The organism is Halomonas alkaliantarctica (genome assembly GCF_029854215.1).
Taxonomy (GTDB): Bacteria; Pseudomonadota; Gammaproteobacteria; order Pseudomonadales; family Halomonadaceae; genus Vreelandella; species Vreelandella alkaliantarctica_A.
In genome coordinates, this window is record NZ_CP122961.1 from 764178 (window position 1) to 778555 (window position 14378).

The following is a 14378-nucleotide window of genomic DNA, read 5'->3' on the forward strand; positions in this document are numbered from 1 at the left end:
TAATGAGTGATAGGTTTAGTCAGTGAGAATCTCAATAGCACTTTTTATGCGGTTTTCCAGCGGGGTAAGGTCAAGCGGGTAGTCCCGTGGCCAGCCAATGGCCAGGCGCACGCCATCACCATCGTAGTCGGCTTGTTCAATCGGGATATCGCGCTCTTCACACCAGGCGCGGGCAATCGCTTCATTGGCAAAGGTGAGTCGCAGGGTATAGGTGTTGCGCTCAACCACTTCCCGGGTAGGCAGCGTCTCAAGGGAATGGCTAACCGCCTGGGCGTAAGCGCGGGCTAAGCCGCCGGTGCCGAGTTTAGTGCCGCCAAAATAACGAATGACCACACAGCCTATCTGGCCCAGTTGGCTACCCTGGAGAACCTGATACATAGGTCGGCCAGCGGTGCCGCCAGGCTCGCCATCATCGGAAAAGCCGATCAAATTTTGCTCGCCGGGTGGCCCGGCAATATAGGCAGTGCAGTGGTGGCTGGCATTTGGGTGCGCGGTTTTCGCCGCATTCAGCAGATTAGTGAATGCGTTGATATCGGGAGCGTGGCAGATCCAGGTAATGAAATGGCTCTTTTCTACTTCAATGTCAGCCGTGTGCCATGACTCAGGGGGTAGCTCGGGAACCCGATAGCGCATTAATGCTCCGTGAAGGTATGCTTATTTTTCTGGCAAGCTCTTGGATGTGGTTCGACACCCATTACCATACCGAGCACCTGAATATCCCGGTTGTGCAAAAATAGCGCTGGCTGCAGTGCATCTTCTGGCCATAGCTCCACGCCAAAGCGGCTGATAGAGAGCTGCCTCAAAGCGACTGTTTGCTGATTAATTTCGGCAACGGCGGTTTCTGTCTGGGTATCATGTTGATAGCGACGGATAATAATGACATCGCCATCGAACAAGTTGCAATCACACAGTGCGTTGCCGCGCACTTTGAGCGCGTAGGTGTTGCGTCGGGTTACGCTAGGCGCCATCGCGTATGGACGCGGTGCAGGTTGTCTACGGCCGAACGTAGCGCTAGGTGCTGCCATCGATAGGGTCATTAGAGAATCTCCATTGCATGTTCTTTCATACAGTGGTTTTCATTGTAGACCTGTTTTTGCATACAGTGCTAGAGATAATTAGTCTTACACCATACTGATGGAGATCATGCTGCGACCCAGCGCCGCATTGTGTGAGTGGCGAGAAAGGGGCTTTACGTGTAGAGTTCGACGCGAAATCAATATGCCTGGAGAGACGCTTGAGCCTGTGTCTACAAGCCCGACAGCTTGCCTGTGAGCGCGACGATCGTTGGCTGTTTCAAGGGTTGGATCTTGATATTCGCAGCGGCGAAATTGTGCGTATTGAGGGCCCCAATGGCAGTGGTAAAACCAGCCTGTTGAAAATTCTCTCCGGGCAGCTCAGCGACTATCAGGGCGAGCTGTTCTGGAATGGCGCTGCGATGAACGAGGCACGTGAACATTTTCTGGCAAATTTGCTCTATTTAGGACATGCCCCAGGCATTAAATCAGGACTTTCTCCGTTAGAAAATTTAGCCTGGTATCAGGCGTTAAGCGGTGAGAACGGTAATGAAGAACAGCGACTGAATGCCCTTGAAGGGGTTGGTTTGGCTGGCTTTGAAGACGTGCCCGCAGGTCAGCTCTCGGCAGGTCAGCAGCGCCGTGTAGCGCTGGCGCGCTTAACGCTTACACCGCGCGCCCTATGGGTACTGGATGAACCCTTCACCGCGATTGATCGCCACGGCGTCGCTGATTTAGAGAAGCAGCTGGTTGCACACGCTCAGGCGGGCGGCTGTGTGTTAGTAACGACACACCACGAGTTAACCGCTTCACCGTTGTTGAGACGGATATCCCTAGGGTAGGAGGAGAAAGGGTTGCACAGCTCTTTACATGGCGCTTCACATAGCTCTTTACACGGTTCAGACACCACCCAACAGGTTTCAGCAGTGCTAATGCGTGAGCATAAGGGTGGGTTAATGACCGCTGTGAAAGCCACGCTAGTGCGTGACTTAACGCTGTTGCTGAGACGCCGTGGCGAAGTGCTCAACCCGCTGGTGTTTTTTTCCCTGGTGATCACCCTATTTCCGATCGCTATTTCGCCTGACCCAGAGCTGTTAGCAGTGATTGCGCCAGGTTTGCTGTGGGTGGCAGCTTTGTTAGCCGCACTGCTTTCACTGGACAGCCTGTTTCGTAGCGATTATGACGACGGCAGTCTGGAGCAACTGCTATTGGCACCGCAGCCGCTAGTCGCTTTAAGTTTGGCCAAAGTGGCCGTGCACTGGCTGCTGACGGGCTTACCGTTGGCGCTGATGGCGCCAATACTGGGTGTTATGCTGGCGCTGCCAGCGGGTAGCTACGCCATATTGGCGCTGTCGCTTGCCCTGGGTACGGCAAGCTTGAGTTTGATTGGCGCGATTGGCGCGGCGTTAACCGTCGGCTTGGCGCGGGGCGGGGTGCTGCTTTCATTGCTGGTGCTGCCGCTGTATATCCCGGTACTTATTTTTGGCGCAGGCGCGGTGCAGGCGGCCATTTTCGGGGACGGTGTCTCCGCACATTTGGCTATCCTGGGCGCGCTGCTCGCCGCCTCACTGATGTTGGCGCCGTGGGCGATTGCCGCATCGCTGCGTATCAGTATTAACGGTTAAGGATAGGACACGCTATGTGGGCCTTTATACATAAGCTGGGATCACCCAAGTGGTTCTACGCTATTAGTGCCAAATTACAGCCCTGGTTCTGGGCCGCGGCGGCGCTGTTGATCGTCACCGGTTCGCTGTGGGGGTTAGCATTTGCCCCGGCGGATTACCAACAGGGTAATAGCTTCCGAATTATTTACGTCCATGTGCCGGCGGCCTTTTTAGCCCAGTCCATTTTTATCGCTATGGCGGTTTCCGGCCTGGTGTTTATGGTCTGGAAAATTAAAGTCGCCGATATGGCGGGGGCGGTGATGGCACCTCTTGGCGCGGCCATGACTTTTGTCGCGCTGTTTTCCGGCGCCGTATGGGGCGTGCCCACCTGGGGAACCTGGTGGATGTGGGATGCACGGCTAACCTCCATGCTTATTCTGTTGTTTTTGTACTTGGGCGTCATTGCGCTGCGTGGCGCTTTTACCAGCCGCGATAGCGCCTCACGGGCAGCCTCGGTGCTGGCTATGGTGGGGGTGATCAATATTCCCATCATCAAATACTCGGTAGATTGGTGGTACACCCTGCACCAGCCGGCTTCATTTACGCTGACCTCGCGCCCGGCCATGCCTACCGAAATGTGGCTGCCTCTAGTGATTATGGTGCTGGGTTTCTACAGCTTTTTTATTGCCTTGACGCTGATGCGCACACGTAGCGAAATTCTGCGCCGCGAAGCTAACAAACGCTGGGTACAGGATCTGGTTAAAGGCCAGGTAGTGAACGCGAATGCGGAGGAGGCCCGCTAATGGCATTTGACTCATTTTCCGAATTTCTCGCCATGGGTGGCCACGCGCCTTATGTATGGTCTGCCTGGGGCGTGACAGCGCTACTGCTGATCGCCAGCGTATGGCATGCGCGTGCTGAACAGCGCCAACTGCTCAAAGGCTTGAGACGCCGCGCAAAACGCGCAAACAGCGCAAGGGGAAACACCCAATGACGCCCAAACGTAAACAGAAGCTCTTTATTATTCTAGGCCTTGTGTCGCTGGCAGCGATTGCCGTGGGGCTGACCCTGTACGCGCTGCGCGCTAACATTAATCTGTTTTTTAGCCCGGTGCAGATCGCCCAGGGCGATGCACCCATGGAGCGGCAGATTCGCGCCGGTGGCATGGTGAAAGAGGGCTCGGTCTCCCGTGACCCCGAAAGCCTGGACGTCGAATTTACCGTGACGGATTACGTCGATGACCTGGAGGTCTACTACAGCGGCATCCTGCCCGACCTGTTCCGTGAAGGCCAAGGCGTGGTGGTCGTCGGTGAACTTCAGGCCGATGGACGCTTGTATGCCGACAAGGTGCTTGCGCGCCACGACGAGAACTATATGCCCCCCGAAGTCGCCCAGGCGCTCGAAGAAGCGGGCTACTCGCCCGCCGACTACCAGGCCAAAGCCGCCGAAGTGGGCAAACGCCTGGACGAAGACGGCGTTCCCCAGGCAAGCGAATACTAGGGTAGATAGCCCAATTTGGAGCACGCATGCTGATCAAACTGATTCCTGAAATTGGCCACTTTGCCCTCATTATCGCACTGCTGATGGCAGCGGTGCAGGCAGTGATGCCGCTGGCCGGTGCCGCCACCCGGCGTCCTCTGTGGATGGCCTATGGTCAGCCCATGGCGGTGGGGCAGTTTGTGTTTATTGCCATTGCCTACGCCTGTTTGACGGCCAGCTATATGCTGGACGACTTTAGCGTGGCGAACGTGGCCAATAACTCCAACTCGCTGCTGCCCTGGTACTACAAGTTCAGCGCGGTATGGGGCAACCATGAAGGGTCGGTGCTGCTGTGGAGCTTTATGCTCGCGGGCTGGGGGTTTGCGGCCAGCCTGTTTACCGGCAACCTGCCGCGGGATATGGTCGCCCGAGTAATGGGCGTAATGGGCATGGTTTGCGTAGGCTTCTTACTGTTTATTCTGATGACATCAAACCCCTTCGAGCGGCTACTGCCCGGTATGCCCCAGGATGGCGCCGACCTTAACCCGCTGTTGCAAGACTTCGGGCTAGTGGTTCATCCGCCCATGCTCTACATGGGCTATGTAGGCTTTTCCGTGGTGTTTGCATTTGCGATTGCGGCGCTGTTGGGTGGACGTTTAGACGCCGCCTGGACGCGCTGGGCACGGCCTTGGACAAACCTGGCGTGGGCGTTTCTGACCGTGGGGATTGCACTGGGCAGCTGGTGGGCCTACTACGAGCTTGGCTGGGGCGGCTGGTGGTTCTGGGACCCGGTCGAAAACGCTTCGCTGCTGCCCTGGTTGACGGGTACTGCTCTCGTTCACTCGCTAGCCGTGACCGAGAAGCGCGGCTCATTTAAAAGCTGGACCGTGCTGCTGGCGATCTCGACCTTTTCGCTGTCGCTGATGGGTACCTTTCTGGTGCGCTCTGGTGTGCTGACCTCGGTGCATGCGTTTGCTAACGACCCGGCCCGCGGTTTCTTTATTCTCATGCTGCTGGCCACTACGGTAACGCTGTCGCTGCTGGTGTTTGCCCTACGCGCGCCGCGGGTGAGTCATAAAGTAGGCTTTAACTGGCTCTCCCGGGATGCGCTGCTGCTGGTCAATAATATCTTTTTGGTGATTATGACCGTTACCGTGCTGCTGGGTACCGTCTATCCGTTGATTCTGGATTCTCTGGGGCTGGGGAAAATCAGCGTGGGGCCGCCTTACTTTAATGCCTTGTTTGTCCCGCTTACCGTGATGATGTGTATCTTTATGGGGCTAGGCTCGGTAACGCGCTGGAAAAGCATGGCGGCACGGGATCTGATCCGTAAACTGTGGTTGGCAGGCGTGGCCGCGCTGGCGCTAGGCATATTAATGCCGCTGCTGTATCGCGGCGAGTGGAACCTGTTTGTCTCCCTGGGTATCGTCTCCGCACTCTGGATCGTACTGCCGATGGTGCGCGATATATTCGATAAGACCCGTCACGCCAGTTCGTTTGTGGCCGGTGTCCGCAAGCTTTCCCTGGCTTACTGGGGCATGGTGCTGGGGCACGTCGGTGTTGCGGTGACTATCGTCGGCGTAACGGTAGTGTCCAACTACAACATTGAGCGCAATGTGCGCATGGCGCCGGGCACTACAGTAGAAGTGGCGGGCTACCAGTTTACTATGACCGAGTTAACCGAGCGCCGAGGGCCTAACTTCCTTGCTGATACCACGGTTCTGCAAGTTCAGCGCGGTGACTCAGGGCATAGTTTTACCATGCGTCCAGAGAAGCGTCTCTACCTGGCGACTCGCATGCCGATGACGCAGGTGGCCTTACGGCCAGGGTTATTTCGGGATCTCTATGTCGCAATGGGCGAAGACCTTGGGGATGGCAGCTGGGCAATGCGGGTGCAGTATAAGCCGTTCGTCCGCTGGCTCTGGCTGGGTGCACTACTAATGGCGTTCGGCGGTGTATTGGCGGTGCTCGACAAGCGCTACCGCCGCGCTACGGTAACCCGTGAAGCGTCCAAAGTGGGTAGCCAAGGCGATAGTGCTCAGAACAGCGCACAGGAGGCCACGGTATGAAGCGACGGCTACTGCTATTACTGTTGCCGGTGTGTTTTTTAGGCATGGCGCTGTTCTTTTACCAAGGCCTCTCGTTGGATCCCTCCCAGCGCGATTCTGCGCTGATGGCACGCGAGTTCCCGACCTTTGAAGCCACCACGCTGCGTGATGAGAATCGGCAGGTCGACCAAACGCTGTTAAAGGGTGAAGTGACCCTGGTGAATGTGTGGGGCGAGTGGTGTCCCGCCTGTAAACAGGAAATGCCGCAACTGCTGGAACTGGCTGATAACGGCATTCGCATGGTCGGGGTTAACTACCGCGATACCCGCGAGAAAGGTATGCAGTTTCTCAATGAATTTGGCGATCCGTTTGAAGTTAATATTTTTGATCCGGAAGGCGAGCTAGGGTTTGATCTTGGCGTCTACGGTGCCCCAGAGACGTTCCTGGTCGATGCCGACGGGGTCATTCGCTATCACCATAAAGGCTACGTATCACCGCAAGACCTGCGCGAGCGAATTCTGCCGGAGGTGGAAAAATGGCGCTAATACGAACCATGACAGCGTTACTACTGCTGGTCATAACGTTTGGCGCAATGGCGGGTGGTATCGAACTGCGCGAATTTGACGACCCGGTCATGGAGAAGCGCTATCACGATTTAACCGCCTCCATGCGCTGTCCGCTGTGTGAAAACCAGGCCATTGACGATTCCGACGCCCCCATTTCAGGAGATATGCGCGATCGGGTTTATCAACTGCTGCAAGAAGGGCAGTCGGATATCGAAATTATCAACCATATGGTGCAGCGGTTTGGCGAATATATTCTCTACAACCCGCGTTTAGAGAGCCGTACTTATCTGCTTTGGGGCTTGCCCATCGCCCTGGTGTTGCTAGGCGTTATTGTGGTCGTACTGATGGTGCGCGCCCGCCGCAACGCCTCTGCTAAAGCGTTGAGCGCCGAAGAGCGCCAGCGTATAGATGCGCTGACTAACCGTAAGAGGTCTTCATGACGCTGCTCTGGATTGCCATTGCCGTTCTACTGCTCCCCGCGCTGTGGCTGTTGGTTTCGCCGCTCAGAAAGGCACGTGCACTGCATGACCAGCAGCGCGATTTTGAAGCCAACGACACCTCCGCCGAGCAGAACGTGGCGATTTTCAAGCGCCGCTTGGCGTCACTGGAAGCGGCCCGGGAACGCGGCGATATAGATGCTGCACGCTTTGAGGAAGACCGGCTGGAGCTTGAGCGCAGTCTGCTGGACGATACCGCTTTTCGCGAGCGAAGGCCGCTAAAGGCTGCCGGCGCCGGCCGTATTGTCGTGCCCGTGGTGATGCTCGCTGTGGTCGCTGTTAGCGTTATTTGGTACCAGCACGAGGGCGCCGAGGGCGACCTGGTGCTGCTGGCCGTGCAGCAAGAAGTTCAGAATGACCCTGATGGTTCGCTTGCCATGTACATCGAGCGCATGGAGGAGCAGGCCGAACGCCAGCCTGATAATCCCAATGTGTGGAGCGAGCTGTTTCCGCTCTACCGTGAAACCGGACAAATGCCCAAGGCGGTGGACGCCCTGGAGCGCCTGATCGAGATTGAAGGGCGCATTCCACCGCTGCTCGCCCAGTTGGCGCAAATTCGTTTCTTTATGGCCGAGCGCGAGCTTACCGACGAAGTGCAGGCGTTGGTCGATGAGACCTTGGAGCAGGATCCTCGCCAGCCCACCGTGCTGGGCTTGCTGGGTATTAATGCCTTTGACAGCGGCGATTACGAGCAGGCCATTGATCACTGGCGCCGGGCAATTGCCAATATCGAGGATCCCAACACCGTCTCCTCACTGCGCGACGGCATTCGCGTGGCTCAGGAGCGCTTGGGCGTTGAACCTGAAGAAACCGTCGCCGAGGGCACCGGCATTCGTGTCCGTGTCTCGCTGGATGAGGAGCTCGTCGGGCGCGTAGATGGCGATGCCAGCGTCTTTATCACCGCCCGCGATATTGAAGGCGAGTTACCGCCCCTGGCCGTGGTGCGGGCGCAGGTATCCGAGCTGCCCATGACCGTGACGCTAGATAACAGTGCCGCGATGTCGCCACAGGCGCAAATCTCCCAGGTTCAGGAAGCCCGTTTAGTGGTGCGTGTTTCACCCTCTGGCCAAGCAATGCCCCAGCCGGGGGATCTGTTCGGTGACCTTGAGAGCGTCAGCGTCGGGTCTATTGATGACGCAGAGGCGGTTGAAGTGGTGATTAACCGTGTTTTTGAATAATCGCAACGGGAACGCCGCCTCGGTATGCGCTTAACGTCGATTCGCTTAGTCGGGTTTAAGTCCTTTGTAGACCCCGTCACGGTGCCTTTCGATGGCAATATGACCGCTATCGTAGGCCCCAACGGCTGCGGTAAATCCAACATTATTGACGCCGTGCGCTGGGTGATGGGGGAGTCCTCCGCCAAAACACTGCGCGGCGAATCCATGGCCGACGTTATCTTTAACGGCTCCACCGGCCGTAAACCGATCAGTCAGGCGTCCATAGAACTCAAGTTCGACAACCGCGATGGCGGCATGGGCGGTGTTTACGCCCAGTACGCGGAAATTGCCGTTAAGCGCTTGGTCACCCGCGACGGACAATCCAACTACTTCTTTAACGGCCAGAAGTGCCGTCGGCGTGATATCGCCGACCTGTTTATGGGTACCGGCCTGGGGCCGCGCTCCTACGCGATTATCGGCCAGGGCATGATTTCGCGGCTGATCGAAGCCCGCCCCGACGACCTGCGCTCGACGCTTGAAGAGGCCGCGGGTATCTCCAAATACAAGGAGCGCCGCCGGGAAACCGAAAACCGCATGCGGCGCACCCAGGAGAACCTGGAGCGTCTGGACGATATTCGCGAAGAGCTGGATAAACAGCTAGAGCGCCTCAAACGTCAGGCTGAAGCCGCCAAGCGCTATCAAGATCTGAAAGAGCAGGAGTATCGGCTCAAGGGCGAGCTGGCGCTGCTGCGTGGGCGCACCTTGCGTGCCGAGCAATCGCACCAAGAGAGCCGCGTCCGTGAGTTGGAAATCGCGGTAGAAAAGGATGTCTTCGGCGTCCGCCAGTGCGAAACCCGTCTGGAACAGGCCCGGGAGCAGCACGACGAACTCTCAGAGGTGCTCGACCGCCACCAGCAGCAGTTCTTCGAAACCACCACGCGCATCGCGCGTTTAGAGCAGGATCAGGCCCATCGGCGCAGCCGTGAAACCCAGCTGGCCAGCGACATCGCTACGGCTCGGCGCGAGTTGGACGAACAGCGCCGTGTTAGCGAAGGCGATCATGAACGTTTAGCCGCGATTGACGATCGCTTTGACGACCTGCTCCCCGAACACGAAGCGCTGGAGGAGCAGCTCGAAAGCCTGGAGCAGGCGTTAGCCGACGCGTCTCCGGCGCTGGAAACCGCTGAGCAGCAGTGGGCCGATGCCGAAACCCGCTGGCGGGATGCCAGCCGCGATGCGGATCGCAGCCAGGATCAGTTGCGCGACCTTGAACAGCGTATCCAGCGCCTGCAGGCTGAAAATCAGCGCCGCCGTCAGCAGCGCAGCGAGGTAGCTGATCTCACTGCACTGCGCGAAGAGCACGCGGTGTGCCAGGCGCAGTTGAACGAGGCCGAAGAGCAGGCGGAAGGTTTTCAAACCCAGCGCGATCAATGGCAGCAGCGCTACGGCGATGCCAAAGCGGCCTACCAGCAGGCCACCCAGTCTAGGGACAATCAGCGCGCTGAACTCAGTCAGCGCCAGGGTGAGTTGGCCTCACTTCAAGCGTTGATTGACGCTGCCCTGGTGGATCACGATCCAGCTATTGGCACGACCTTGGAAGCGTATGGTTTAGCGGATGCCCCGCAGCTGGGTGAAGTGCTGCAGGTTGAGCCCGGTTGGGAAGCACTTACTTCCTGGTTGCTCGCGCCCTGGCTCAATGCTCGCCTGGTGGATCGCCACCAACTGGCCGCTTTACCTGAAGCGCTAACCACGGAGTGGCGGCTGATTGATCAAACACCGCCAGCCGCCTCAACCTCTGGCCAGCGATTAGACAGTTTGGTCAAAGGCGCCGGGGCGTTGGGCGAATGGTTAGCAAGCATTCACTATACGCAAACGGCAGAAGAGGCGAAGGCGCAGGTAGCGCACCTCGCACCCGGTGAAAGCGTGGTAAGCCAGGATGGCGTTTGGCTGGGCCGCGGATGGCTTAACCAGCAGGCCAACGGCGAAGGTATCGACGGGCTGCTATTAACGCGCCGCCGCTACGCCGAACTGACCGCCCAGCGCGAAAGTGAAGAAGAAGCGCTGGCGCTGGCCGAAGAGCAGTGTGAAGCGGCCAGTGAGAGTATTGAAACGCTGGAGCAGGCCCGTGAGCAGCAGGCCGAACGGGAGCGCGCCCACGCCGCCACTCTGCAACAGCTGGCGGTAAAAGAGCGCAGCCTGGCCCAGCGTCTGGAACATCTTGAAAGTCGCGCCACTGAGCTTGATGAAGAGCTTGCCCAGCTGCAAGAGGATGAAGCGGAGTTAGCGCTCACCATCGACGAGCAGCGGGCCCGCTGGCATGTGGCCATGGAGCAGCTTGAAAATGCGGCGCAAACGAGGGAAGTCAGCGCCGAGCAGCGCAACCGTCAGCGTGAAGCGCGTGACCAGTTGACCCAGCAGCACGCCCCGCTCAAAGCGCAGCAACAGGCGTTGGCGTTGGAGCGGGAACGCTTAAGTGCCGAGCGCGATAGCCTGCGCTCCCAGCAGGCGCGTTCAAGTGACTCCGAAGAGCGACTCTCGCTGCGTATTGCCGAGCTGGAAGAGTCCCGGGAAATGCTGATCGAACCCGACGAGCTGGCCGGGGAAGAACTCGAAGAGCTGCTTCATCAGCGCGAGCAGCAGGAAGGGCGCTTGAACGCCACTCGTCAGCAGGCCCAGGCACTGGCAGAACAGCTGCGTAATGACGAACTAGCCCGCCAGCAGCACGAGCGTAACCTGGAACAGAGCCGCGAGCAGCTCCAACAGCGGCGTATGGATGTACAGGCGCTGGCGCTTAAAGCCGCTACGCAAGATGAGCAGCTAACTGAGCTTGGCCATAACGTCGAAACCCTCGCCGAACAGTTGCCCGAGGAAGCGACGGAAAGCCGTTGGCAGGAAAGTCTTGAAAGCACCACGGATAAAATTCGCCGCTTGGGGGCAATCAACCTCGCCGCTATTGAGGAGTACGATCAGCAGGCCGAGCGGCGAAATTATCTGGAAGCGCAGCACGCTGAGTTGACCGAGGCGCTGGAAACTCTCGAAAGGGCGATTAAACGCATTGATCAAGAAACCCGCGTGCGTTTCCGAGAAACCTTTGACCAGGTCAATACGGGTCTACAAACCCTTTTCCCTCGCGTATTCGGCGGCGGTGCCGCATGGTTAACGCTAACTGGCGATGACCTGTTGGAAACCGGCGTGGCGATCATGGCCCGTCCGCCGGGTAAAAAGAACAGCACTATTCATCTGCTCTCGGGCGGCGAGAAGGCGCTGACCGCGCTTTCGCTGGTATTTGCAATTTTTCAGCTTAACCCCGCGCCTTTCTGCATGCTGGATGAAGTGGATGCCCCCTTGGATGACGCCAATGTGGGGCGTTACGCTAGATTGGTGAAAGAGATGTCTGAAAACGTTCAGTTTATCTATATCACCCATAACAAAATTGCCATGGAAGCCGCCGAGCGCTTAATGGGGGTCACCATGCAGGAGCCCGGCGTATCACGGTTAGTCTCGGTGGGTATTGAAGAGGCCGCGGCGCTGGTTGACTAACGCCACTTGCTATCTCTCCCAGCAAATTAGCGAAAGTCTTCTGATTGATCCCAGGGGAAATGTATTGGAGGTCTGAGTGTTTGTAGTGAGCACTGTGAGCAAAAGGGCATTGAGCAAAGCAGGCGCGATAAAAGCCAAGCGGATAATCTTTTGTTGGTTAAATGCGTAAAAAAATGTCCTAAAGCGTTCAACTTAACTATATTACCCCTACTAATAGCGCGCTAGAGATGGTTAAACGGCTTATAGAGGGAATACGCACTGGTGGTGAGACGGTTGTCAAAACCGCTTTTCTTGCTTCTAGGATTCCTTTATAAAGCTATTTATAGATATTTGATCTAATGATTGTGGCACTTTTGTTTGAAGTTAAGGTCAGAAATTTTCGCTTTAAACAGTGGTGAAATTTTGCCAACACGTGAAAATCGCGTTAAATGCAGCAAAAATTGGCCATTTTCATAGTAATCGCGCTATGCTTGGTCTTATTGATAGCAGATAATTATTCAATAGCCGTTACCCATTTTCAGGCATGACTTTTAGACACCGTGCCTTAGCAACCGGTAAGACGACCATGGAACGTTCGACATGGAACTAAGAGAGTGGCTAATTATTTTAGGGCTGGCGCTGGTATCGCTCATCGTTATTGATGGTGCGCGAAGACTTCAACGCCAGCGTCGTGTACCCCGCCTGGATCAGGTGGAGAAAGATCTTTCTGGCAGTTCGCTAGATGATCCCGATGAGGCAGCTAAAGCCGCGGAGATCAATTGGGAACTTCCTAATGGCGGTGCTCGAGTTGTTAAGCCCGCTGACTATAGTGGGTTAGGTAATAAACCCAAGTTAGAACGTCAAGAGCATCCTGGTCCTTCTAGGGTGCTTTCTGAGTTTAGGCGTTCAGTCTCTACTAAAGCGGCCAAGCGCAAATCAGATAAGGCAAATAAAGAAGATAAAGCGGCATCAATTGCCAAGCCATCGCCAAGCGTAGCTGTTAAGCCCGACTTAGAGGTCAAGAGAGCGCAGCCAGTTACTTCTGCCACAGCTACTTCTACGAGCTATGCTAGCAACAATGCGAATGCGCCGACTGAACATGAGCGCCGCGAGCCAAGTATCTCCATCGCCGACTCTCCGCAAACAGAGACCCCGCAGGTCAGGACAGCGGTGCCTCAGCAGCCTGAACCATACACCGAGCAGCCAGCTTATTCTGCTGAGATGCCCCGTGCATCGGCAACCGAAGCTAATGCTGAAACCACTCAGCCTGCCGCCTCTGATGCCATATCGCTTACTGCCAATGAAACAGTTGCCAATGAAGCCGCTGCCAGTGAAAAAGATAGCGAGATGGCGGCACAGCCACGCACTCAGCAAGAACAAATGCCAGAACATGAGCCAGAACCGGTACTGCGGGCTGAGCCAGAAGATGCCGTATTTGCCAAACATGCCAATGAGCACTCCCCCAAACGCCGTCAGTTGCGTTCTGATACAGCAGGCGAATACGACGAGTTGGATGATGACGAAGTTGATGAGTATCGCTTAGTCGACTTTGAAGGCATGGGGCGCTCGCTGAAGCGTCGTTTGATCGCACGGCGTAAAGAGAAACAGCGCAAAAAAGCTGAGAAGGCGGTGCGTGATAAAGCCTTGGCCCAGCAGAAAGCTGAGCGCAAAGCGCTGGAAGCAGAGCAGCGTCGCGAAGCCAAAGAAGCCGCGGATGCAGAGCGTGCCCGCCTTGCGCAAGAGCAGGCCCAAGCTCGTGAGGAAGAAGCAGCGGCCAATGCGGCAGCCGCAGAAAAGCTTGCTGCTCAGCAGCGTGCTGCTGACGAAGAATCGCGTCGCTACGAAAGCGCTGCATATGCGGCTCACGAAGATGGTTTTGAAGATAGTTTCGAGGCTGATGCTTATGACAACGCAGCTGCCGACGAGCGTGGGGTGGATGAGCGAGTCCGTGTACACCCAACGTTAGAAAAAGCGCTGCGACACGATGTGAGCGGTGAACACGCCAAAGAAACGCTAACCAATGCTGAAGAAGTCGTGGTGATTAGCGTTCTGTCCCGTGATCCAGAAGGCTTTGATGGCACCAAGCTGCTTGAGCTGATGATGGTATGTGGTTTGCGCTACAGCAGCGCGATGGGCGTTTTCCACCGCTTTGAAACCGAGAGCGACGATAGCGAGCTGCAGTTTTCGATGGTGAACGTGGTTAAGCCGGGTACTTTCCCCATCGAAGAGATGGGTGAGTTCATGACGCCCGGTATCACGCTGCTGATGCCATTGCCTGGCGCCATCGATAGCGCCGCTGCTTTTGAGGCGATGGTCGAAACCGCTATGGTAGTGGTACGCCATATGGGCGGTGAACTCAAAGATGAAAACCGCAGCGTGATGACAGCACAAACGATCGAATTTGCCCGTCAGCGGGTACGTGAATTTGAGCGTCGCCATCGCTTGCATCGCCAACTGCAGGCACGCTAATCGTCGCCCGCTAACCGTCGAAGCGG

Annotated in this window: 13 protein-coding genes; 11 read left to right on the forward strand and 2 right to left on the reverse strand. The window is 56.7% G+C overall.

Annotated elements, in window-relative coordinates; all coding sequences use genetic code 11:
- Positions 1-15 precede the first annotated feature (15 nt).
- On the reverse strand, positions 16-633 hold the full coding sequence (locus QEN58_RS03480; protein ID WP_280105768.1) for an IMPACT family protein: 618 nt from the start codon (positions 631-633) through the stop codon (positions 16-18).
- The gene (locus tag QEN58_RS03485; RefSeq protein WP_280105769.1) at positions 633-1037 is read right to left on the reverse strand and encodes a LexA family protein; all 405 of its coding nucleotides are present in this window, start codon (positions 1035-1037) and stop codon (positions 633-635) included. Before QEN58_RS03485 ends, QEN58_RS03480 begins: the two co-directional genes overlap by 1 nt.
- Positions 1038-1234: 197 nt before the next feature.
- Between QEN58_RS03485 and ccmA the strand changes: the two genes are divergently transcribed.
- From ccmA to zipA, 11 genes are all read left to right on the forward strand, one after another.
- Positions 1235-1855, forward strand: a complete 621-nt coding sequence (gene ccmA, locus QEN58_RS03490; protein ID WP_280105770.1) for a cytochrome c biogenesis heme-transporting ATPase CcmA — start codon at positions 1235-1237, stop codon at positions 1853-1855.
- Positions 1856-1945: 90 nt separating this feature from the next.
- Complete coding sequence (gene ccmB / locus QEN58_RS03495) at positions 1946-2638, forward strand: heme exporter protein CcmB (protein ID WP_425270304.1); 693 nt, start codon at positions 1946-1948, stop codon at positions 2636-2638.
- A gap of 14 nt (positions 2639-2652) precedes the next feature.
- Positions 2653-3420, forward strand: coding sequence for a heme ABC transporter permease (locus tag QEN58_RS03500; RefSeq protein ID WP_280105772.1), 768 nt, complete (start codon positions 2653-2655; stop codon positions 3418-3420).
- Entirely contained in the window at positions 3420-3611 is a 192-nt protein-coding gene (gene ccmD / locus QEN58_RS03505; RefSeq protein ID WP_280105773.1) for a heme exporter protein CcmD, read from the forward strand. The genes QEN58_RS03500 and ccmD overlap by 1 nt, the downstream gene beginning before the upstream one ends.
- A complete protein-coding gene (gene ccmE, locus QEN58_RS03510; protein ID WP_280105774.1) occupies positions 3608-4117 on the forward strand; it encodes a cytochrome c maturation protein CcmE in 510 nt (169 codons plus the stop codon). Before ccmD ends, ccmE begins: the two co-directional genes overlap by 4 nt.
- Positions 4118-4143: 26 nt before the next feature.
- Complete coding sequence (locus QEN58_RS03515) at positions 4144-6165, forward strand: heme lyase CcmF/NrfE family subunit (RefSeq protein ID WP_280105775.1); 2022 nt, start codon at positions 4144-4146, stop codon at positions 6163-6165.
- Positions 6162-6689 carry a DsbE family thiol:disulfide interchange protein gene (locus QEN58_RS03520; RefSeq protein WP_280105776.1) on the forward strand — a complete coding sequence of 176 codons (528 nt, stop codon included), beginning with the start codon at positions 6162-6164 and terminating at the stop codon, positions 6687-6689. Before QEN58_RS03515 ends, QEN58_RS03520 begins: the two co-directional genes overlap by 4 nt.
- Positions 6680-7150: a cytochrome c-type biogenesis protein gene (locus QEN58_RS03525; RefSeq protein WP_280105777.1), complete on the forward strand. Its 471-nt coding sequence runs from the start codon at positions 6680-6682 to the stop codon at positions 7148-7150. Before QEN58_RS03520 ends, QEN58_RS03525 begins: the two co-directional genes overlap by 10 nt.
- A complete protein-coding gene (gene ccmI, locus QEN58_RS03530) occupies positions 7147-8385 on the forward strand; it encodes a c-type cytochrome biogenesis protein CcmI (protein ID WP_280105778.1) in 1239 nt (412 codons plus the stop codon). Before QEN58_RS03525 ends, ccmI begins: the two co-directional genes overlap by 4 nt.
- A 24-nt stretch (positions 8386-8409) precedes the next feature.
- A complete protein-coding gene (gene smc / locus QEN58_RS03535; RefSeq protein WP_280105779.1) occupies positions 8410-11904 on the forward strand; it encodes a chromosome segregation protein SMC in 3495 nt (1164 codons plus the stop codon).
- A gap of 579 nt (positions 11905-12483) precedes the next feature.
- Complete coding sequence (zipA, locus tag QEN58_RS03540; RefSeq protein WP_280105780.1) at positions 12484-14352, forward strand: cell division protein ZipA; 1869 nt, start codon at positions 12484-12486, stop codon at positions 14350-14352.
- Positions 14353-14378: the final 26 nt, after the last annotated feature.